Raw genomic sequence first — 21,586 nt, 5'->3', positions numbered from 1 at the left:
GTGCTGACCCGGGGGAGCTGGCAGCCGTGGACCGCCCTGTGACCGGGAGGCGGTCCGGCCTCACCGCCCGTTTGCGCCGCGGCACCGTGCGCGCCACCCTCGCCGCCCTGACCGCCCTGGTGCTCACCGTGCCCTTCGTGGTCGCCTGGCGGGTCTACGTCGACCAGCGCAACGTCACCCGGCAGGTGAGCGTGCCGGCCGCGCGGGTCGACGCGGCGACCGCCGCCCGCTGGAAGGCCGTCGGAGCCGGACTGCCGGAGCGTGCGGCGCCGGTGATCCTCACCTACCACGACCTCAAACCGCACAGCGGCAGCCGCTACATCGTGGACCCCGCGGTGTTCGAACGGCAGCTCAGCGCCCTGCGGGCGGCGGGCTACCGCACCCTGGGCACCGACGAGTTCGTCGCCTACCTGCTCGGCGGCCCGGTGCCGCCGCGCTCGGTGATGCTGACCTTCGACGACGGCACCCACGGCCTGTGGACCTACGGGGACCGCATCCTCGCGCGGCACCGCATGAACGCCGTCTCGTTCCTGATCACCGGCAGGGTGGGCCGGCACCGGCCCTACTACCTGTCCTGGCAGGAGATCGCCCGGATGGCCCGCTCGGGCCGCTGGGACTTCGAGGACCACACCCACGACCTGCACAGCCGCACCCGTATCGGGCCGCGGGGCGAACTGGGCTCCCTGCTGGCCCACCGCAGATACCTCGCCTCCACCGGAGGGCTGGAGAGCACCGGCCACTACCAGCGCCGGGTCAGGGCGGACTTCACCCGTTCCCTGGCGGACTTCGAACGGCACGGCCTGCCCCGGCCCAGTCTGTTCGCCTACCCCTTCTCGGAGTCGGCGGACCCGCAGCACACGTCGTACGTGCGCGACCTGATCGAGCGGACCTTCGTCGCGGCCATGACGGACAAGACGTACACCCCCGAGCCCGCGGCCCGCAGATCGGCGGTCCACCAGGAGTACCAGCGTCTCGAGGTGTTCGCGGACACCACCGCCGACGCCCTGCTCGCGCAGGTGGCGGCCCGTACGCCGGTGCCCCCGTCGGGCGACCCGCTGCGCTTCCCGGAACGCTGGACGGGCATCAGCTGGAAGCCGCTCGGCGACACCGGCGTCCTGACCGGCAACGGCGCCCGCCCCGGCGCCGGCCGTTACGTGTACGGCGCCTACGCCCCCTACGGCGCCGCCGACTGGGACCACTACGCGGTCTCGGCCCGCCTGACCGGCCTGCACGCGCGAGGCGGCAGCGCCTCGGTGTTCGCGCGGGTCGGCGGGGACGCCACGGTCGGCGTGCGGGTCTCCCACGGCACCGCCCAGGTGGTCGGCGGCCGGGACCGGAACCGTGTCCTGGCCGAGCACGCCCTGACCCCCGGCCCCTCCCACGAGGTCCGGCTGACGGTGGACGGCTCCCGGACCGAGGCGGTGGTGGACGGCCGGCACCGGTTCGCCGTGCCGAACAGCAGCGGAGTGCGCGGCACCGGCGGGATCGCGCTGGCCCTGTCCCGCGGGGACACCGGCTCCTCCTGGCCCGCGTTCGGCCGTGTGGAGACCGCCCCGCTCCCCGGCCCTCCCGCCCCCGCGGCGCCCTTCGACGACCCCTCCGGCTGGACCGACGGGGACGGCCGCGGGGCGCGGGCGGTGATCGGCGCCGGTGGTGTGCAGCCGGTGGGTCCGCGCGGCTGGACCTTCGCCGCCTACCGGCCCGGCAGCAGCGCGCACTGGTCCGGCTACACGCTGGCCACCAGGCTGACGGGCCTGACGGAGGAGGGGCTGCACAGTTCGGTCGTGGTGCGCCGGGGTGCGCCGGACGAGATCACGGTCCGCCTGTCCCGCGGCTGGATCACGCTGCTGTCCGGGCCCGGCGCCCACCCGCGCACCGTGCTCTCCCGCAAACTGCCGGAGGCCGCGGAGAGGGACGTGCGGGTGACGGTCGGGGCGCGAACCACGGAGGTCACCGTCGGTGCCGGGCTGGTGCGCGCGTCCGTCCCCGCCGCCGGCGGCACCGGTGGCATCGGGCTCGGCGTCTACCGGCGCTCGCCGGCCCAGCCGTGGCCCGGGTTCGAGGGCTGCGCGGTCTCCGGCGGACGTACGGCATGATCCGGCGGCTCGGCCGGCGCCGGCGGGCGGGGTTCCTCACCGGGGTCCTGCTCGCCGTGCTGCTGGCGTCGGCGTTCGCGGGCGGGCTGACCCTGCGCGCCGCCGGCCGGACCGGTCCGGTGCCGGAGTTCCGGCCCGAGTTTCCCGAACGGGGTCTGGTCACCAACGAGTTCGCGTACTGGCACCCCGACGCCCCCGGCGCTCGCCACTCCCCCGACTGGACCATGACCAGCGGATCGCTGTTCGGGCTCGGCGGGGCGGGCTGGTCGGGGCGCCCGGACGGCGAGCGGCCCGACGCCGGGTCCGTGCGGGCCACGGACTCGGCGGTCTTCCGGCTGGCCTCGCGGCGGCGGGACTTCGGTGACACCCGCCTCTTCCTGCGGCTGCGCGTGACGGACCTGGTGACGACACCGCGCACCCCGGCGCAGCCGTACGACGGTGTTCATCTGTGGCTGCGGTTCCACAGCGAGCAGGAGTGCTACGCGGTCAGTGTGGTCCGGCGGGACGGGCAGGTCGTGGTGAAGCGCAAGACGCCGGGCGGCCCGGCCAACGGGGGCACCTACGTGACCCTCGCCACGGCGTCGGCCACGCTGCCGCCGGACGGGTGGACCCCTGTCGTTGCCACCGCCACCGATCTCCCGGACCGCAGGGTGCGCATCACCTTGGACATTGCGGGCCGCCGGGTGCTGGACGTGACCGACGCCTCACCGGGAGGTCTGTACGAGCCCGGCGGGGTCGGCGTGCGCGGCGACAACACGGAGTTCATGTTCCGTGACCTCACCGCGCAGCCGGAATGACGCAAACGGGACGAAGTCCCTACTCGCCGGTAGCTTTGATCGATCATCGCTCATCTGTTACGTAAAGATTTCATCTGAGAGCAATTTATGGCACTCAGTGCCTTGCACGGTGGCACGCGGTGTCTTACGTTGAGGGAAGTCCGGGCGGCCGGCGTGCAGAGACCATGCGCACGCCGGCTGTCCCAGCAAGTCATCGACCTGCCCCGCCCGGACGCCTGCGTCACAGGCAACCTCCCGCGCCACAAAGCGCTGCCGAACAGCACCACCGCCGAACCGACGGCACCGACGTAACCCTCAGCGTCTCCCCTCAAGACGCCATTCGCCGGAGGCAACACCGTGACCGTGAAGGACATCCTGGACGCGATCCAGTCGCCGGACTCGACGCCGGCCGACTTCGCCGCCCTGCCGCTCCCCGAGTCGTACCGCGCCATCACCGTGCACAAGGACGAGACGGAGATGTTCGCGGGCCTGGAGACCCGCGACAAGGACCCGCGCAAGTCGATCCACCTCGACGAGGTGGCCCTGCCCGAACTGGGCCCGGGCGAGGCGCTCGTCGCCGTCATGGCATCGAGTGTCAACTACAACTCGGTGTGGACCTCCATCTTCGAGCCGCTGTCGACCTTCGGCTTCCTGGAGCGCTACGGCCGCACCAACGAGCTGGCCAAGCGGCACGACCTGCCGTACCACATCATCGGCTCCGACCTCGCGGGCGTCGTCCTGCGGACCGGCCCCGGCGTCAACGCCTGGAAGCCCGGTGACGAGGTCGTCGCGCACTGCCTGAGCGTGGAGCTGGAGTCCTCCGACGGCCACAACGACACCATGCTCGACCCGGAGCAGCGCATCTGGGGCTTCGAGACCAACTTCGGCGGCCTCGCCGAGATCGCGCTGGTCAAGTCCAACCAGCTGATGCCCAAGCCGGACCACCTCAGCTGGGAGGAGGCCGCCGCCCCCGGGCTCGTCAACTCCACCGCCTACCGGCAGCTGGTCTCCCGCAACGGCGCCGGGATGAAGCAGGGCGACAACGTCCTGATCTGGGGCGCGAGCGGCGGACTCGGCTCGTACGCCACGCAGTTCGCGCTGGCCGGCGGCGCCAACCCGATCTGTGTCGTCTCCAGCCCCCAGAAGGCGGACATCTGCCGCTCGATGGGCGCCGAGGCGATCATCGACCGCAACGCCGAGGGCTACAAGTTCTGGAAGGACGAGAACACCCAGGACCCGAAGGAGTGGAAGCGCTTCGGCAAGCGCATCCGCGAGCTCACCGGCGGCGAGGACATCGACATCGTCTTCGAGCACCCCGGCCGCGAGACCTTCGGCGCGAGCGTCTTCGTCACCCGCAAGGGCGGCACCATCACCACCTGCGCCTCGACCTCGGGCTACATGCACGAGTACGACAACCGCTACCTGTGGATGTCGCTGAAGCGGATCATCGGCTCGCACTTCGCCAACTACCGCGAGGCCTGGGAGGCCAACCGCCTCATCGCCAAGGGCAAGATCCACCCGACCCTCTCCAAGGTGTACTCCCTGGAGGAGACCGGGCAGGCCGCCTACGACGTGCACCGCAACCTCCACCAGGGCAAGGTCGGCGTTCTGTGCATGGCCCCCGAGGAGGGGCTGGGCGTGCGCGACGAGGAGAAGCGCGCGCGGCACATCGACGCCATCAACCGCTTCCGGAACATCTGAGGACCGCGGAGGCCATAGATGACAGAGCGTCAGAAGGACCGGCCGTGGCTCATGCGCACGTATGCCGGCCACTCCACGGCCGAGGCGTCCAACGAGCTGTACCGGCGCAACCTCGCCAAGGGCCAGACCGGCCTGTCGGTGGCGTTCGACCTGCCGACGCAGACCGGCTACGACTCCGACCACATCCTCGCCCGCGGCGAGGTGGGCCGGGTCGGCGTGCCGATCGCGCACCTCGGTGACATGCGCCGGCTGTTCCAGGACATTCCCCTGGAGCAGATGAACACCTCGATGACGATCAACGCCACCGCCATGTGGCTGCTGGCGCTCTACCAGGTCGTCGCCGAGGAGCAGGGTGCGGACGTCACCCGGCTCCAGGGCACGACCCAGAACGACATCGTCAAGGAGTACCTGTCCCGGGGGACGCACGTCTTCCCGCCGGGGCCGAGCCTCCGTCTGACGACCGACATGATCGCGTACACGGTCTCCCACATCCCCAAGTGGAACCCGATCAACATCTGCAGCTACCACCTGCAGGAGGCGGGCGCCACGCCGGTCCAGGAGATCGCGTACGCGATGTCGACGGCCATCGCGGTCCTGGACGCCGTCCGGGACTCCGGTCAGGTGCCGCAGGAGCGCATGGGCGACGTCGTGGGCCGGATCTCCTTCTTCGTGAACGCGGGCGTCCGGTTCATCGAGGAGATGTGCAAGATGCGCGCCTTCGGCCGCATCTGGGACCAGGTCACGCGGGAGCGCTACGGCATCGAGAACCCCAAGCACCGGCGCTTCCGGTACGGCGTCCAGGTCAACTCCCTCGGGCTGACCGAGGCGCAGCCGGAGAACAACGTCCAGCGGATCGTGCTGGAGATGCTGGCCGTGACCCTCTCCAAGGACGCACGCGCGCGTGCCGTCCAGCTGCCGGCCTGGAACGAGGCCCTCGGTCTGCCCCGCCCCTGGGACCAGCAGTGGTCGCTGCGGATGCAGCAGGTGCTGGCGTACGAGAGCGACCTGCTGGAGTACGAGGACATCTTCGAGGGCTCGCACGTCGTCGAGGCCAAGGTCGCGCAGCTGGTCGAGAAGTCCTTCGCGGAGATCGAGCGGATCCAGGAGATGGGCGGTGCGATGGCCGCCGTCGAGTCGGGCTACCTGAAGTCGCAGCTCGTCTCCTCGCACGCCGAGCGCCGGGCCCGGATCGAGTCCGGGCAGGAGAAGATCGTCGGCGTCAACGTCTTCGAGACGACCGAGCCGAACCCGCTCACCGCCGACCTGGACACCGCTATCCAGACGGTGGACCCGGCCGTCGAGGCCCGGGTGATCGCGGGGCTCCGGCACTGGCGCGACACCCGCTACCAGCCGCCCTTCAACCACCCGCGCCCCTGCAAGGCGCTGGAGCGGCTGAAGGAGGCCGCGAAGGGCACCGACAACCTCATGGAGGCCACCCTGGAGTGCGCCCGCGCCGGCGTGACGACCGGCGAGTGGGCGGGGGCCCTGCGGGAGGTGTTCGGCGAGTTCCGGGCGCCCACGGGCGTCTCCTCGGCGCCGGTGGCGGTCCCCGCGGAGGAGGGCTCGGCCATGGCCGACGTCCGCCGCCGGGTCGAGGTGACCGCCAAGGACCTCGGGGTCGGCAAGCTGCGCTTCCTGGTCGGCAAGCCGGGCCTGGACGGGCACTCCAACGGCGCCGAGCAGATCGCCGTCCGCGCGCGCGACGCCGGCTTCGAGGTGGTCTACCAGGGCATCCGGCTCACCCCGGAGCAGATCGTGGACGCGGCCCTCGCCGAGGACGTGCACGCGGTCGGCCTGTCCATCCTGTCCGGCTCGCACGCCCAGCTGGTGCCTGACGTGCTGGAACGGCTCCGTGTGGCCGGTGCCACAGACATCCCGGTGATCGCCGGTGGCATCATCCCGAATGGTGACGCCGAGCAGCTGCGGGCAGCCGGAGTGGCCGCGGTCTTCACCCCGAAGGACTTCGACATCACCGGAATCATCGGCCGCATCGTCGACGAGATCCGCAACGCGAACAAGCTCGACCCCCTGGAGGTCCCCGCATGACCGTCAACCGTCTCCGTCCGCGGCGCTCCTGCCTGGCGGTACCGGGCTCGAACCCGCGCTTCCTGGAGAAGGCGCAGGGCCTCCCGGCGGACCAGGTCTTCCTCGACCTGGAGGACGCGTGCGCCCCGCTCGCCAAGCCCGAGGCGCGGCACACCATCGTCAAGTTCCTCAACGAGGGCGACTGGACCGGCAAGACGAGGGTCGTGCGCGTCAACGACTGGACGACCGAGTGGACGTACCGCGATGTCGTCACGGTCGTCGAGGGGGCAGGGCAGAACCTCGACTGCATCATGCTGCCGAAGGTGCAGAGCGCCGAGCAGATCGTCGCGCTCGACCTCCTGCTCACCCAGATCGAGAAGACGATGGGCTTCGAGGTCGGCAAGATCGGCATCGAGGCGCAGATCGAGAACGCCCAGGGCCTCAACAACGTCAACGAGATCGCGACCGCCTCCCAGCGCGTCGAGACCATCATCTTCGGCCCGGCCGACTTCATGGCGTCGATCAACATGAAGTCGCTGGTCGTGGGCGAGCAGCCGCCCGGCTACCCGGCGGACGCCTACCACTACATCCTGATGAAGATCCTGATGGCGGCCCGCGCCAACAACCTCCAGGCGATCGACGGCCCCTACCTCCAGATCCGCAACATCGACGGCTACCGCGAGGTCGCCCGGCGTGCCGCGGCCCTCGGCTTCGACGGCAAGTGGGTGCTGCACCCGGGCCAGGTCGAGGCGTCCAACGAGATCTTCTCGCCCTCCCAGGAGGACTACGACCACGCCGAGCTGATCCTGGACGCGTACGACTACTACACGTCCGAGGCGGGCGGCAAGAAGGGCTCGGCGATGCTCGGCGACGAGATGATCGACGAGGCCAGCCGCAAGATGGCGCTGGTCATCTCCGGCAAGGGACGCGCGGCCGGCATGCAGCGCACCTCGAAGTTCGAGATCCCGGAGGCCTGAGCATGCAGTTCGGACGCACCTACGAGGAGTTCGAGGTCGGGGCGGTCTACAAGCACTGGCCCGGGAAGACGGTCACGGAGTACGACGACCACCTCTTCTGCCTCCTCACCATGAACCACCACCCGCTCCACATGGACGTCAACTACGCCGAGCAGACGACGGACTTCGGCAAGAACGTGGTGGTGGGGAACTACATCTACTCCCTGCTGCTCGGCATGTCGGTGCCGGACGTCTCCGGCAAGGCGATCGCCAACCTGGAGATCGAGTCGCTGAAGCACGTGGCGCCGACCTTCCACGGCGACACGATCTACGGCCAGACGACCGTGCTCGACAAGTGGCCCTCCAAGTCGAAGAACGACCGCGGGATCGTCTACGTCGAGACCAAGGGCTACAAGCAGGACGGCACGCTGGTGTGCGTGTTCCGCCGCAAGGTCATGGTGCCCACCGAGACCTACATCAAGGAGCGCGGCGGCGAGCAGCCCGGCCGCCCGGAACTTCAGGAGGGCTGACCGACATGGCACGCCTCGCCCGGACCCACGGCCTCACGGACGTCCAGCAGGAGATCCTGTCCACCGTCCGGGACTTCGTGGACAAGGAGATCATCCCGGTCGCGACCGAGCTGGAGCACCGCGACGAGTACCCGCAGCAGATCGTCGACGGGCTCAAGGAGTTGGGCCTGTTCGGCCTGATGATCCCCGAGGAGTACGGCGGTCTGGGCGAGTCCCTCCTGACGTACGCGCTGTGCGTCGAGGAGATCGCCCGGGGCTGGATGTCGGTGTCCGGCATCATCAACACCCACTTCATCGTGGCGTACATGCTCAAGCAGCACGGCACGCAGGAGCAGAAGGACCACTTCCTGCCGCGCATGGCGGCCGGCGACGTCCGGGGCGCCTTCTCGATGTCGGAGCCGGGTCTCGGCTCGGACGTGTCCGCCATCACGTCCAAGGCGGTCAAGGACGGTGACGAGTACGTCCTCAACGGCCAGAAGATGTGGCTGACGAACGGCGGAACGTCAACTCTGGTCGCCGTTCTCGTCCGAAGTGACGAAGGACACTCCCCCGAGGAAGCGGCCGCCAAACCGCACAAGTCGATGACGACCTTCCTGATCGAGAAGGAGGCCGGCTTCGGAGAGGTCCGTCCCGGCCTCACCATCCCCGGGAAGATCGACAAAATGGGGTACAAGGGCGTCGACACCACCGAGTTGATCATGGATGGCCTGCGACTTCCGGCCAACCGTGTGCTCGGCGGGGTCACCGGCCGAGGTTTTTACCAAATGATGGACGGGGTGGAAGTCGGGCGCGTCAATGTGGCGGCGCGTGGCTGCGGAGTCGCTCAGCGTGCCTTCGAACTCGGCGTCCGGTACGCCCAGCAGCGTCACACTTTCGGCAAGCCGATCGCCCAGCACCAGGCGATTCAGTTCAAGCTGGCCGAGATGGCTACCAAGGTCGAGGCGGCGCATGCGATGATGGTCAACGCGGCTCGCAAAAAGGACTCCGGGGAGCGAAACGACCTTGAGGCAGGGATGGCGAAGTACCTCGCCTCCGAATACTGCAAGGAGGTCGTGGAAGACGCCTTCCGGATCCACGGCGGCTACGGCTTCTCCAAGGAGTACGAGATCGAGCGCCTCTACCGTGAGGCTCCGATGCTGCTGATCGGTGAAGGTACCGCCGAGATCCAAAAAATGATCATCGGTCGCAGGCTGCTCGAAGAGTATCGGTTCCAGGGCTAGATGTCCGGTTACGGGGTGTTTTCTTGGAGAAGAAGATCACACCCCGTCAACACGGTTCGGCCGCCGACTCGGCTTCCTGGCTTGCCCAGTTGTGGCCCGCGACCGGTACGATCCCGGAAAGCCGCCGTCCCCCGTCTAGTGCGCGGCATCATCCGCTACGAAGGTCATCCATGCCCCACAGCCAAACCTCTGCACCTCGCGACAGCCTGGCAGGCGTACGCCTCGCGCGCGGAGCATCGCCGTGGCTCCTCCCGACCGTCGCCACCGCAGCACTGAGCCTGGTACGCGCGCGCAAGTCGGGCGCCGCCAAGGCCGTCGCCGTGCCCGCCACCGCGCTGGCGGCGGGCATGCTGTGGTTCTTCCGCGACCCCGAGCGCGAGATCGCCCCGGGCCGGGTCATCTCGCCCGCCGACGGTGTGGTGCAGAGCATCATGCCGTGGAAGGACGGCCGCACCCGCGTCGCGATCTTCATGAGCCCGCTCAACGTCCACGTCAACCGCGCGCCGCTCTCCGGCACGGTGACCTCGGTCGAGCACATCCCCGGCGGGTTCGTTCCGGCGTTCAACAAGGAGAGCGAGAACAACGAGCGCGTCGTCTGGCACTTCGACACCGAACTCGGTGACATCGAGATGATCCAGATCGCCGGCGCGGTGGCCCGCCGCATCGTGCCCTACATCCCGCAGGGCACGAAAGTCGAGCAGGGTGACCGCATCGGTCTGATCCGGTTCGGCTCGCGCGTCGACATCTACCTGCCGGAGGGCGTGGAGGTCGCGGTCGAGGTCGGCCAGAAGACGACGGCTGGGGTGACTCGCATTGACCGTGATTGATCCTGAGACCCAGGCGGGCTGGGTGCCCGAGGCCGACGAGGTCGACGACGAGGAGGAGATGCCTCTTTCTCTCCGCCTCTCGATAGCGGACACCCTCACCCTCGGCAACGCCACGTGCGGCTTCATGGCGGTGTACTTCACCACCACCGGCATCCTGATCCCGCACCTGACCGACAGCCAGGAATCCGGCATGGCGCGCAACAGCGCGGCCACGGCGGTCATCCTCATACTGTGCGCGGCGGTCTTCGACCTCTTCGACGGCCTGGTGGCGCGCAAGCTGCGCTCCTCGCCGATGGGCGCCGAGCTGGACAACCTCTCGGACCTGATCAGCTTCGGCCTCGCGCCGGCGTACTTCGTGCTCGTCTACGGCATGGTCGCCGACGACGCCTCGCAGCGGGTGGCGGCGGTGGGTGCCGTGGTGGTGCTGCTGGCGGTGGTCCTCCGGCTGGCCAGATTCTCCTGCGTGACGGTGGCGAACGGCATGTTCCAGGGCATGCCGTCCCCGTTCGGCGCGCTGACGGTGGTCGCGATCGTGCTCCTCGAGCTGCCCTTCGTGGCGACGCTCCTGGCGATCCTGGGCACCGCGTGGCTGATGGTGAGCCGGGTGGAGTACCCGAAGCCGCGGGGGCGGCTCGCGGTGGCGATGCTCTCCTGGATCGTGCTGGCGATGGGGCTGCTCGCGGCCTGGGCGTTCGGCGCCCCGAGCGGCCAGCTCCTGCTCCAGACCGGCTGCGCCCTCCAGCTCGTCATGGGCGCCGTGATCCCGCTGTTCGCCACGGCCCGCCGGGTGAACAACTTCCGCGGCAACCGGCGTGAGGCGCGGGCGGCCCAGCTGCCGTAGCGCTCCGCCGCCGTACCGCAGAGGGGCCCGAACCGATGACGGTTCGGGCCCCTCCGGTGTGTCCGCCGGACGCTCAGGCCCCCGGTGCGTACCCTTCAGCGGCCTGCGAGGCCCCCGCCTCGCGTACGACCTTCATGCCGCCCGTGACGCTCTTGTCGGGCTGGAGGATCACGCTCTCGCGGGAGGACGGGGCCTTCGGGTCGCTGAAGTCCTGGGTGACGCCGAAGCCGACGTCGTAGGCGTCGAGCGACAGCAGTGCCTTGTCCACGCCTTCCCTGGTGAGGTCCTTGTTCGAGCAGGCCTTCTTCAGGGCCTCGCCGAAGGCCGACGCGGCGGTCCAGCCGGCGACGATGCCGTTGTCCAGGGTGTCCTTCGGGTAGGCCGCCCGGTAGTCGGCGACCAGTTTCTTCGCCTGCGGGGTGTCCGCGCCGATGGGCAGCGAGGGCGAGGCCACGTAGTAGTTCTTCATCAGGGCCGGGCCCGCCTGGGTGGCGAGGAGCTGCGGCGCGAAGGCCGAGTTGTTGCCGATGACCGGTACGGCGAAGCCGCTCGCCGCCGCCACCCCGACCAGCGAGGCCGCCTGCCGCGGGCCCGCGCTGATCACGACGGCCTTGACGCCGGCTTTCTTGAGGGCGGTGACCTGGGCGGTCATGTCGTTGTCGGTGGGCTTGATCTTCTGTTCGACGACGGTCAGCCCGGCCTCCCTCGCGATGTGCTTCGAGCCGGCCAGCGCGCTCTCGCCGTAGTCGCCCTCGAAGTAGACGTGGCCGATCCTGTCGCCCTTCTTCACCCCCTTCTCCTTGATCAGGAAGTCGACCGCGTTCATCGTCTCGATGTCGTAGGTGGACCCGATGACCCGGATGTAGGGGCTGCCGAGCAGTGCCGACGACCAGGCCTGCGGGAGCACCAGCGCCTTGTCCTGGCCGTCTATGCGCTGCTTGACCGCGGCGACGAACGGCGAGCCGATGAACTGCGTGAAGCCCAGCACCTTCGGTTCCAGCTCGGTGTAGCCGGAGACGGCCTTCTGCGGGTCGTAGCCGTGGTCGCGGACCGCGAGGTCCACCGTGTGGCCGCAGACCCCGCCGGCGGCGTTGAGCTGCTTCACGTAGAGCTGCTGGGCCTGGGTGACGCTCTTGCCGAGGGTCGCGTAGACCCCGGTCATGTCGGTGAGCGCGCCGAGCGTGATGGTCTTCCCGGAGACGCCGTCCCCGGTCTTCACGCCGCCCGCGGCGGCCTTGTCGCCGTCGTCGGAGTCCTTGGCCTTGGAGCTGCATCCGGCCAGCACCAGCAGCGCGGCGAGCGCGCCCGCGGCGGCCCTGGCGCCGTATGTCCTGTTCATCGTTCCTCCCCTGGTTGGGTTGTGACTCGACGCCGTGCGGCCGTCCCGACCAGGCCGCCGGGCAGGAACAGCACCACCAGCACGACCGCGGCGCCGTAGAGGTACCGGGATGCCTCGCCCGGTGCGATCCCGCCCGTGCCGGGGGCGGAGACCAGCGGCAGCGCGTCGCTGTAGCGGGTCAGGAGCTGCGGCAGCAGGGACACGAACACGGCCCCTGCCACGGCCCCCGAGACCGAGCCGAGCCCTCCGATGACGATCATCGCGAGGTACTCGAGCGAGAGCGTGATGCCGAAGTAGTCGGGGACCGTCCGCTGGAAGACCAGGGCGAGCAGGACGCCCGCGAGGCCCGCGTACATCGACGACAGCACGAAGACCGCGGCGCGGTGCCGGGCGACCGGCACGCCCAGCACGCCGGCGGCGATGCGGTGGTCGCGGATCGCGTTCATGGCCCGGCCCGGACGGCCGCGCAGGACGCCCCGCGCGAAGAGGGCGCCCGCCGCCAGCAGGACCAGACCGGCGTACCAGAGCTTCTCCGCCGATCCGAACGGCACGGCGGCGACGAGGAGTTCCCGGTCGTCGAAGGTGAGGCCGAACAGGCTGAGCGGCGGCACGTCCCGGCCGTTGGCGCCGCCGGTCAGGTCGTGGGCGTTGAACATCACGTGCTGGCCGATGAAGACGAGCGCGAGCGTGGCGATGCCCAGGTAGGCGCCGCTGAGCCGCCCGGAGATGGGGCTGAACAGGCCGCCCGCGGCGCCCGCGACGAGCACCGCGAGCACGGCGGCGAGCCAGGTGGGCAGCCCGAGACCGGTCAGCCCGTCGCCGCCGTCCGCCGCGAAGACGCAGTAGGCGTAGGCGCCGACGGCGAGGAAGAAGGCGTGCCCCATGGAGAGCTGGCCGGTGGCTCCGGTGAGGAGGTTGATGCCGATCGCGCCGATGGCGGCCGCCATCGCGAACAGGCCGGCCTGGAGCCAGAAGCGGTCCAGGTAGAAGGGCAGGGCCAGCAGGACGACGGCCCCTGCGCCCCACAGCCAGGTGCGCGTCCGGACCGTCCGCAACGGCTTCACCAGTACTTCAGACACGGGCGAGCTCCTTCGTGCCGAACAGACCGGCGGGCCTCACGAGCAGGATCGCGACCATCACGAGGTAGGGGGCGAGGTCGCCCAGACCCCGGCCCAGGAAGGTGAGGTCGCTCTGGTAGCCGGTCGCGAGGGACTCCGTGACGCCGACCAGCAGGCCGCCCACCAGGGCGCCCGTCGTCGAGTCCAGTCCGCCGAGGATGGCGGCCGGGAACGCCTTGAGCGCGGCCAGCGAGGTGGCCCGCTCCAACCCCGGCGTCGGGAAGACGGTGAGGAACAGGGCGGCCACGGCGGCGAGGCCGCCCGCCACCGCCCAGGCGCCCAGCGAGACCCGGCCCAGCCGCACCCCCATCAGCGCGGCCGTCTCCGAGCTCTCCGCCGCCGCCCGCATCGCCACACCCCACGACGTGTACCGGAACGCCAGCAGGAACGCGGTGATGAGCAGCGCGGCGGCCACGAACGCGGCGATCCGGGTGTGGGCGAGGGAGATCGGCCCGATCCTCAGCACGGCGTCCCCCCACGGGTCGCCGAGCGCGAGGACGTCCGTGCCGATACGGCGGGTCAGTTCGGTGGTGAGCAGGATGTCGACGCCGATGGTGACGATGGCGAGGACGCTGTGGTCGCTGCCCCGGTAGCGCCGCATCACCAGGAACTCCACGGCCGCCCCGACGAGCGCGGCACCCGCGATCCCGACGAGCAGGGCGGGCCAGAACCCGAGGTCGTCGTGGAGGGTCGCGGTGACGTACCCGCCGGCGAGCAGCAGGGACGCGTGGGCGAAGTTGACGACCTCGGTGGCCCGGAAGATCACCACGAAGCCGAGCGCGATGAGCGCGTACACCGACCCGAGCGAGAGGCCGTTCAGCAGGATCTCGGCGAAGGTGCTCATGACGCGGCTCCCAGGTACGCCTCTACGACGGCCGGATCGTTCTGTACGTCGGCGGGGGCGCCGTCGGCGATCCGGCGCCCGAAGTCCAGTACGGTCACCGCGTCCGCGAGCCGCATCACCACCCCCATGTCGTGTTCCACCAGGACGATCGAGATGCCGAGGGAGTCGCGGACACCCGCGATCACGGCGGCCGTCCGGCGTCGTTCGTCGGCGGTCATGCCCGCGACGGGCTCGTCGAGGAGCAGCAGCCGGGGTTCCATGCACAGCGCGCGGGCGAGTTCGGCGAGCTTCTGCTGCCCGTACGGCAGGGAGCCCGCGGGCCGTGCCAGGCAGTCCGCGATGCCGACGAACTCGGCGATCTCCCGGACGCGTTCGCGGTGGAGCCGGTCCTCGCGGGCCGCCGACGGCAGCCGGAGTCCCGCGGCGAGGAAGCCGGTGCGGGTGAGCCGGTACCGGCCGAGGAGCAGACAGTCCTCCACGGAGGCCCGGGGCGGCAGCGCGAGGTTCTGGAAGATGCGGGCGACACCGAGGGCGGCGATGCGGTGTGCGGGCATGCCGGTCAGCTCGTGGGCGCCGAAGCGGACGCTGCCGGCGGTGGCCCGGTAGACCCCGGACAGGACGTTGAAGCAGGTGGACTTGCCGGCGCCGTTGGGCCCGATGAGGGCGTGCACGGTGCCGGGGCGCACGGTGAAGCCGACGTCGTCGAGCGCGGTGAGTCCGGCGAAGCGGACGGTCAGCCCGCGCACCTCCAGAGAGTCCATCGCGGTCACCCCTTCCATCTCGTGAGCGTCCGGCCCGTCACCCGGTCCGCGTCGGCCGCCGCGTCCTCGTCGACCACGCCCAGGTAGCGGCGGCGGACCTCGTCGGAGGCGGCCAGTTCGGCGGCCGGACCGGACAGGGTGACCTCGCCGACCTCCAGGACGTACGCGCGCGTGGCGAGCCGCAGGGCGAGGGCCGCGTTCTGCTCGACGAGGAGGACGGACGTGCCCTGGGCGTTGATCTCGCGGACGGTGTCGGCGATCCGCTGGGCCATGAGCGGGGCGAGGCCCAGGGAGGGTTCGTCGAGCAGCAGCACGCGCGGGGCGGCCATCAGGGCGCGGCCCACGGCGAGCATCTGCTGCTCGCCCCCGGACAGGAGCCCGGCGCGCTGCGCGGCGCGTTCGGCGAGCACGGGGAAGAGTTCGTGGACGCGTTCGAGGGCCGCGGAGCGTCCCGTCCTGCTGCCGCCGAGGGCGCCCGCGCGCAGGTTGTCGGCGACCGTCATGCGGGCGAACACCTGCCTCCCCTCCGGTACCTGGCAGACCCCGGCGGCGACCACCCGGTCCGGCGCGAGGCCGTCGAGGCGGTGGCCGTCCAGGGTGACCGTGCCCTCGGTGACCGCGCCGCCGTGGAAGGCGAGGGTCCGGCTGATCGCGCGCAGCAGAGTGGACTTGCCCGCGCCGTTGCCGCCCAGGACCGTCACCACGGTGCCCTCGGGCACCTCCAGGGACACCCGGCGCAGGGCGCGCACGGGGCCGTATCCGACCGACAGGTCTCGGACGACCAGTCCGGCTCCGGTCATGGACTCCCCCCTTGTCCGACTCGATGTGGCGCTCACCCCAGCACCGGCCGGGGGCGTGCGTCCACGGCCCGCGGCACAAACGCTGCGGGTGCCCAGCGGGCCGGTGCCACGGTTGTGCGCGCGCACAACACCGCGTGTCAGGGGCCTGTGCGCGGGGTTGTCCTGATGGCATCCTCCGGTCATGGGTGGGCGAAGGCTGCGGACCGGGCACGACTGGAAACTGCTCGCGGAGTCCTGCACGGCTCTGCTGGAGGGGGTGCCCGAGCTCGTCGACGAGCACCTGCGGCAGCTCGCCGAGCACTCCCCCGTGTACGCGGGGGTGCTGCCCGCCGACCTCCAGTGGCGGGAGGCGGAGGAGGCGATCCGGATCGGTATCGAGACCCTGTCGGCGCCGCGGGAGTCGCCCCGCCGCGACCTGGAGCACGCCGAGGACCTGGGCCGGCGCCGGGCGCAGCAGGGGCTGCCGCTGGATCTGCTGGTGCACGCCTACCGCAACGCCGGCTATCTGGTGTGGGACGCGCTGGTGGAACGCGCCGCCGGGCGGGAACCGGAGCGGCTCTCGGCGTTGATGCGGTCGGCGACGGTGGTGTGGTCGGCGGTGGACGCGCAGACCCAGGCGGCGTCGGAGGCGTACCGGGCGACCGAGGCCGAGCTGCGGCGGCGGACCGACGAGCAGTTGCAGGCGCTGCTCGACGCACTGCTCGAGGGGCAGGCGACGCCGGGGCTGGCGGCGCGGGCGGCCGCGGGACTCGATCTGCCGGAGCACGGCCCCTACGCGGTGGTGGTGCTGCGGGCGGTACGGCGGGACGCACACGGGCAGCCGCTGCGGGGAGCCGGGTTCCGGTTCATCTGGCGGATGCGCGCGGACTGCGAGATCGGGGTCGTCGCCCTCTCGCCGGGTCAGGGGCTGGACGGGGTGGCCCGGGCGCTCGACGGGCGCTGCTCGGGCCCGGGCGGGATCAGTCCGGTGGTGCCGGGCCTCGCCGAGCTGGGGCGGGCCCGGCGCCTGGCCGAGCTGGCGCTGCGCACCTGTCCGCCGGACGCCACCGCGGTCGTGCGCCTCGACCAGCGGATGCCGACCGCGCTGGTGGTGAGCCAGCCGGAGCTGGCCGACCGGCTGGTGAAGGACGTGTTCGGCGCGCTCCTGGAGCTGGAGCCCGCCGACCGGGCCGTGCTCCTGGAGACGCTCGACGTGTGGCTGGTCTGCGAGGGCTCGGCGGGGCGCGCCGCCGGACGCCTGTACTGCCACCGCAACACGGTCTTCAACCGCCTGCGCCGCCTGGAGCAGCTCACGTCCCGCTCACTGGCCCGGCCCCGGGACCTGATCGAGATGACGCTGGCGCTGGACGCGTACCGGTTGTCGGGGGTGCGGGGGTGAGGGGCGCTCCGGCACCCCTCGACATCCGGTTCAGACCAGGAAGTCCCGGCCGATCCGTTCCGCCACGTCCTCCAGGATCGGCCCCGCCTCGGCGATGCACTTCCGGAGGTCGGGCTCGGCGTCGGTGAGGGGGTAGGCGCGGCGGATGCCCGCGCGGCCGAGGGCCTCCGGGGGCAGGGCGAGGCGGCCGCAGACGGCGACGACCTCCTTGTCCCTGGCCCGGGCGGCCGCGGCGACGCCGGCCGGGGCCTTGCCGTGCAGGGTCTGCTCGTCGAGGGAACCCTCGCCGGTGATCACCAGGTCCGCCCACTCCAGCGCGGGGGCGAAGCCCAGGACGTCGAGCATGACGTCGATCCCGGGGCGGAACCGGGCACCGAGCAGGAGGGCGCCGTAGCCGATGCCGCCGGCCGCGCCCGCACCCGGCGAGGCGGCGTACTCGGCGGCCTTCGCGCCGACGGCGTCCTCCAGCACCTTCGCGTAGTGGGCGAGGGCGCTGTCGAGGGCCTCCACGTCGTCCGGGGAGGCGCCCTTCTGCGGGCCGTAGACCGCGGGGGCGCCCTTGGGCCCGGTCAGCGGGTTGTCGACGTCGCTGGCCAGGATGAACTCGACGGACGCGAACCGCGGGTCCAGGCCGGACAGGTCGGCGGAGGCCAGGTGGGCGAGGCCGCCGCCGCCGGGGGCCACCGGCTCGCCGTCGGCGTCCAGGAAACGGGCGCCGAGCGCGGAGAGCATGCCGGCACCGCCGTCGGTGGTGGCGCTGCCGCCGACGCCGAACACGATCGTGCGGGCGCCCGCGTCCAGAGCGGCGCGCAGCAGTTCGCCGGAGCCGTAGGTGGACGCGGTGAGCGGGGCGAAGACACCCGCGGGCAACCGCTGGAGGCCGCTGGCCTCGGCCATCTCGACGACGGCGGTGTCCCCGCGGACCGCGAAGGCGGCGGTGGTCTCCTGTCCGAGGGGACCCGCGACCGCCACCTCCCGGCGCTCGAAGCCGGCCGCGATCGCCGCGGCGACGGTGCCGTCCCCGCCGTCGGCGACGGGCAGCGCCTCGACCTCCAGGTCCGGCACGACCCGGCGCAGCCCGGCCGTCACCCGCTCGGCGACCTGCACGGCCGTGAGCGAGCCCTTGAACTTGTCCGCGGCGATGAGCACGCGCTGTGTCACGTTTTCCCCTTGCTCTCCGGGCCTCGCGCACGTCAAGGCCAGTCGCGCCGCTGCGACCTTAACCGCAGAGGCACCCCGGCGTCATGCGCGGCCCAGACCCTGAGAAGGCCCCGCGAACCCTCTGTGCGGTGCTCCGGAATGGGGTAAACCGGAGCTATGACCCTTGTGGGCACTGAGCCAGAGCTCGCCGACCGCATCCACGGGGGCTGGCTCGGCCGGATCGCGGGCAACATGCTCGGCAAGCCGGTCGAGGAGGGCGACCTGTGGACGCGGGACCGGATCGACCGCTATCTGCGGCAGGCGGCCGCGCTGCCCCTGACCGACTACCTTCCCGAGCCCGTCGGCGAGAGCGACGGCTTCGAGCTGCGGCCCGAGTGGCGCGAGTGCGTGCGCGGCCGCATCCACGGCAGCTGCCGCGACGACGACGTCGACTACGCCATCCTCGGCCTCGACCTGCTGGAGACCCACGGCTTCGGCTTCAGCACCGAGCAGGTGGGGGACCTGTGGCTGCTGAGGCTGCCGTACCTCCAGACGTTCACCGCGGAGCGGGCCGCCTACCGCAACCTCGCCAACGGGCTGAAACCGCCGCTGACGGCGACGTACGACAACCCCTGCCAGGAGTGGATCGGGGCGCTGATCCGCGCCGACATCTACGGCTGGACCTGCCCGGGTGTCCCGCGTCGCGCCGCCCTGCTCGCCCGGCGTGACGCGGTGCTCTCGCACACCGGCAACGGCGTGTACGGGGCGATGTGGGCGGCGGCGCTGATCTCGGCGGCCTTCACCGCCGGGACCGTGCGCCAGGCGGTGGACCAGGCGCTCGCGGTGATCCCGGCGAGCAGTCGCCTCGCCCGCACGGTACGCCGGGTGGCGTCCCTGCACGACACCCGGATGACCTGGGAGGACACCCTGACCACGGTCGCGGAGGAGACCGCCGGGCTCGGCTGGATCCACAGCGTCCCGAACGTGGCCGTCCTGACCGCGGGGCTGCTGTACGGCGACGGCGACTTCACCCGCACCATCACGCTCACCGTGCGGGGCGGTCTGGACACCGACTCCAACGGGGCGACCGCGGGCTCGGTGGCCGGGGTGCTCACCGGGGCGGACGCCATCCCGGACCAGTGGAAGGAGCCGCTGGAGGACAGGGTGCGCAGCGCGGTGTTCGGCTTCGACGGGGTCCACATCACCGAACTGGCCGAGCGCACGATCAGGTTGGCGGAGACGGAGACCTGAGCGCCGGATGCGCCCTGCGCTCCGGAAGCGGATCGGCCGACGCGCTCGGCCCCGACGCGGCTTCCCGTGGCCACGTGCTGTCCGGTCTCCGTCGACGTGCTCGTGCGCGGCACCTCGTGAGCCGCCCAGTGCCACCGGTGCGTCGCTCCCCCAGACACCGGTACGTCCTTCCCCTGGACCCCGGTGCCGACCGGTCACGGGTGGCCGCCGTGCCCGTACCGGCCCGCTGAGCGGTGCCCGGGCGGCCCCGGGGGCTGGTTACCCTTCCAGGATGACCACCACCCAGGACTTCGCCGCCTACATCGCCGGTCTCCCCCGCGTCATCGCCGGAGCCGCCGCGCTCTTCCGGGACGCGGACGGCCGGGTCCTCCTGGTCGAGCCCAACTACCGTGAGGGCTGGGCGCTCCCGGGCGGCACCATCGAGTCCGACGACGGCGAGACCCCGCGTCAGGGCGCCCGTCGCGAGACCGCCGAGGAGATCGGCCTGGACCGCGAGCTCGGACGGCTCCTCGCGGTGGACTGGGTGCACGGGACGGCACGTCCACCGCTGGTCGCCTACCTCTACGACGGCGGTGTGCTCACCGAGGACGACTTCCGGGCGATCCGCCTCCAGGAGGAGGAACTGCTGTCCTGGCGCCTCGTGCCCCGCGAGGAACTCCTCGACCACCTGCCGGGAGCCCTCGGCCGCCGCGTCCTGGCCGCGCTGGACGCGCTTGCGGAAGGTTCGGGCACGGTGGAGCTGGAGAACGGGCACCGGGTGGGCTGACCGGGCGGGTTCGGCGGCCGGGGCAGGGGCGGGCGGATATCCGTTCGCCCGCTCCGGATCACCCGTCCTACCCTCGATGCCATGACCAAGCCCCTCGTCGCCCTCCTCAGCGGCGCCGGCATCTCCACCGACTCCGGGATCCCCGACTACCGCGGCCCGAACGGCCTGTGGCGCAAGGATCCCGAGGCGGAGAAGCTCGTCACGTACGACTACTACATGGCCGATCCGGAGATCCGCCGCCGCTCGTGGCAGATGCGGCGGGCGACCGGCGCGCTGGAGGCCGAACCCAACGCGGCGCACAGGGCGGTGGCCGAGCTGGAGAGGTCCGGGGTACCGGTGCGGGTGATCACGCAGAACGTGGACGGACTGCACCAGCTCGCCGGGATGCCCGCCCGCAAGGTCCTCGAACTGCACGGCACCGCACGGCAGGTGGTGTGCACGGAGTGCCACGCCCGCGGCCCCATGGAGGACGCGCTCGCCCGGGTCGAGGCCGGCGAGGCCGACCCGCCGTGTGCGGAGTGCGGCGGCATCCTCAAGCCGGCGACCGTGATGTTCGGCGAGCGCCTGGACCCCGTGGTGCTCGGCGAGGCGGTCGCCGTCAGCAAGGCGTGCCAGGTCTTCGTCGCGGTCGGCAGCACACTCCAGGTCCAGCCGGCGGCGGGCCTCGCGGGCGTCGCCGCCGACCACGGCGCCCGGCTCGTCGTCGTCAACGCCGAGCCGACCCCGTACGACGACCGCGCCGACAAGGTGATCCGCGAGCCGATCGGCACGGCGCTGCCCGAACTCCTGCACAGGATCGGGTCGTTCGGGGAGCTGTGACTACCCGATGGCGCGCAGGACGGAGTCACCCACCGGCCCCAGCCAGCCCGCCAGGGAGGACAGCGCTCCCGCGAGGGTTCCGCCGGCGGTGACGGCCGCTCCCGCGGCGGTCACCAGCCTGGTGATGCGCACCAGGCGCTCGGCCATGGTGGTGCGGTCCGGAGAAGGGGAGGCGAGTTCGGCGTCGAGGGACGCGACCTCGGTGTGCACCTGGCTCGCCACCTCGGGCGGGAGGGCCAGGCGGTCGAGCTCCGCCCGCAGCAGACCGAGCATGGCACGCGGATCCGTGGCCGTCGCGAACTGTCCGTGCTGGCCGCCGTGAATGGTCTGGTCGCCGGCGACGTTGTTGATGTTGCCCTGTTGGCTGCCGATGTTGAAGCTCACTGGACGACCTCTCG

20 protein-coding genes are annotated in these 21,586 nt (G+C 71.5%); 13 read left to right on the top strand and 7 right to left on the bottom strand.

The genetic code is table 11. The annotated features are described in order from the left end of the window. Positions 1 to 26: 26 nt before the first annotated feature. From ACIQJT_RS21225 to pssA, 9 genes are all read left to right on the top strand, one after another. The gene (locus ACIQJT_RS21225; protein WP_402645602.1) at positions 27 to 2,096 is read left to right on the top strand and encodes a polysaccharide deacetylase family protein; all 2,070 of its coding nucleotides are present in this window, start codon (positions 27 to 29) and stop codon (positions 2,094 to 2,096) included. After that, entirely contained in the window at positions 2,093 to 2,893 is an 801-nt protein-coding gene (locus ACIQJT_RS21220) for a hypothetical protein (RefSeq protein ID WP_402645599.1), read from the top strand. Before ACIQJT_RS21225 ends, ACIQJT_RS21220 begins: the two co-directional genes overlap by 4 nt. Before the next feature lie 336 nt (positions 2,894 to 3,229). Beyond that, the gene (gene ccrA / locus ACIQJT_RS21215) at positions 3,230 to 4,573 is read left to right on the top strand and encodes a crotonyl-CoA carboxylase/reductase (RefSeq protein WP_365458539.1); all 1,344 of its coding nucleotides are present in this window, start codon (positions 3,230 to 3,232) and stop codon (positions 4,571 to 4,573) included. An 18-nt stretch (positions 4,574 to 4,591) separates the two neighbouring features. Continuing rightward, complete coding sequence (locus ACIQJT_RS21210; protein WP_402645596.1) at positions 4,592 to 6,619, top strand: protein meaA; 2,028 nt, start codon at positions 4,592 to 4,594, stop codon at positions 6,617 to 6,619. Further along, a complete protein-coding gene (locus tag ACIQJT_RS21205) occupies positions 6,616 to 7,575 on the top strand; it encodes a CoA ester lyase (RefSeq protein ID WP_365458533.1) in 960 nt (319 codons plus the stop codon). Before ACIQJT_RS21210 ends, ACIQJT_RS21205 begins: the two co-directional genes overlap by 4 nt. A 2-nt stretch (positions 7,576 to 7,577) precedes the next feature. Further along, positions 7,578 to 8,084, top strand: a complete 507-nt coding sequence (locus tag ACIQJT_RS21200; protein ID WP_053848017.1) for a MaoC family dehydratase — start codon at positions 7,578 to 7,580, stop codon at positions 8,082 to 8,084. Positions 8,085 to 8,089: 5 nt separating this feature from the next. Then, the gene (locus ACIQJT_RS21195) at positions 8,090 to 9,304 is read left to right on the top strand and encodes an acyl-CoA dehydrogenase family protein (RefSeq protein WP_053848016.1); all 1,215 of its coding nucleotides are present in this window, start codon (positions 8,090 to 8,092) and stop codon (positions 9,302 to 9,304) included. Positions 9,305 to 9,474: 170 nt separating this feature from the next. Next, on the top strand, positions 9,475 to 10,131 hold the full coding sequence (locus ACIQJT_RS21190) for a phosphatidylserine decarboxylase (protein ID WP_053848015.1): 657 nt from the start codon (positions 9,475 to 9,477) through the stop codon (positions 10,129 to 10,131). 22 nt (positions 10,132 to 10,153) lie between these two features. Continuing rightward, entirely contained in the window at positions 10,154 to 10,972 is an 819-nt protein-coding gene (gene pssA / locus ACIQJT_RS21185) for a CDP-diacylglycerol--serine O-phosphatidyltransferase (protein WP_402645723.1), read from the top strand. 73 nt (positions 10,973 to 11,045) lie between these two features. On the opposite strand, the gene ACIQJT_RS21180 is transcribed toward pssA, so the two are convergent. The 5 genes from ACIQJT_RS21180 to ACIQJT_RS21160 are packed head-to-tail and all read right to left on the bottom strand — an operon-like array spanning position 11,046 to position 15,834. Then, complete coding sequence (locus tag ACIQJT_RS21180) at positions 11,046 to 12,311, bottom strand: ABC transporter substrate-binding protein (RefSeq protein WP_365458527.1); 1,266 nt, start codon at positions 12,309 to 12,311, stop codon at positions 11,046 to 11,048. Beyond that, a complete protein-coding gene (locus ACIQJT_RS21175) occupies positions 12,308 to 13,390 on the bottom strand; it encodes a branched-chain amino acid ABC transporter permease (RefSeq protein ID WP_402645590.1) in 1,083 nt (360 codons plus the stop codon). Before ACIQJT_RS21175 ends, ACIQJT_RS21180 begins: the two co-directional genes overlap by 4 nt. Beyond that, positions 13,383 to 14,273, bottom strand: a complete 891-nt coding sequence (locus ACIQJT_RS21170) for a branched-chain amino acid ABC transporter permease (RefSeq protein ID WP_365458521.1) — start codon at positions 14,271 to 14,273, stop codon at positions 13,383 to 13,385. Before ACIQJT_RS21170 ends, ACIQJT_RS21175 begins: the two co-directional genes overlap by 8 nt. Beyond that, on the bottom strand, positions 14,270 to 15,034 hold the full coding sequence (locus ACIQJT_RS21165) for an ABC transporter ATP-binding protein (RefSeq protein WP_086724395.1): 765 nt from the start codon (positions 15,032 to 15,034) through the stop codon (positions 14,270 to 14,272). The genes ACIQJT_RS21170 and ACIQJT_RS21165 overlap by 4 nt, the downstream gene beginning before the upstream one ends. A gap of 5 nt (positions 15,035 to 15,039) precedes the next feature. Further along, complete coding sequence (locus ACIQJT_RS21160) at positions 15,040 to 15,834, bottom strand: ABC transporter ATP-binding protein (protein WP_053848009.1); 795 nt, start codon at positions 15,832 to 15,834, stop codon at positions 15,040 to 15,042. 181 nt (positions 15,835 to 16,015) lie between these two features. Between ACIQJT_RS21160 and ACIQJT_RS21155 the strand changes: the two genes are divergently transcribed. Continuing rightward, a complete protein-coding gene (locus ACIQJT_RS21155) occupies positions 16,016 to 17,212 on the top strand; it encodes a helix-turn-helix domain-containing protein (protein ID WP_365458517.1) in 1,197 nt (398 codons plus the stop codon). A gap of 30 nt (positions 17,213 to 17,242) precedes the next feature. Here ACIQJT_RS21155 and ACIQJT_RS21150 read toward each other — a convergent pair whose 3' ends face one another. Then, a complete protein-coding gene (locus ACIQJT_RS21150) occupies positions 17,243 to 18,361 on the bottom strand; it encodes a glycerate kinase (RefSeq protein WP_402645720.1) in 1,119 nt (372 codons plus the stop codon). Between the two features lie 168 nt (positions 18,362 to 18,529). Here ACIQJT_RS21150 and ACIQJT_RS21145 point away from each other — a divergent pair, with 168 nt between their 5' ends. The 3 genes from ACIQJT_RS21145 (at position 18,530) to ACIQJT_RS21135 (ending at position 21,188) form a co-directional block, all read left to right on the top strand. Continuing rightward, entirely contained in the window at positions 18,530 to 19,603 is a 1,074-nt protein-coding gene (locus tag ACIQJT_RS21145) for an ADP-ribosylglycohydrolase family protein (RefSeq protein WP_402645585.1), read from the top strand. 271 nt (positions 19,604 to 19,874) lie between these two features. Beyond that, a complete protein-coding gene (locus tag ACIQJT_RS21140; protein WP_402645582.1) occupies positions 19,875 to 20,369 on the top strand; it encodes an NUDIX domain-containing protein in 495 nt (164 codons plus the stop codon). 81 nt (positions 20,370 to 20,450) lie between these two features. Then, positions 20,451 to 21,188 carry an SIR2 family NAD-dependent protein deacylase gene (locus ACIQJT_RS21135; RefSeq protein ID WP_402645579.1) on the top strand — a complete coding sequence of 246 codons (738 nt, stop codon included), beginning with the start codon at positions 20,451 to 20,453 and terminating at the stop codon, positions 21,186 to 21,188. Here the strand turns inward: ACIQJT_RS21135 and ACIQJT_RS21130 are convergent, their stop codons facing one another. Next, entirely contained in the window at positions 21,189 to 21,572 is a 384-nt protein-coding gene (locus ACIQJT_RS21130; RefSeq protein ID WP_365458508.1) for a hypothetical protein, read from the bottom strand. Between the last annotated feature and the right edge of the window lie 14 nt (positions 21,573 to 21,586).

Source organism: Streptomyces sp. NPDC091972 (assembly GCF_044756385.1).
GTDB lineage: Bacteria > Actinomycetota > Actinomycetes > Streptomycetales > Streptomycetaceae > Streptomyces.
This window is presented reverse-complemented; position numbering and strand designations above follow the sequence as displayed.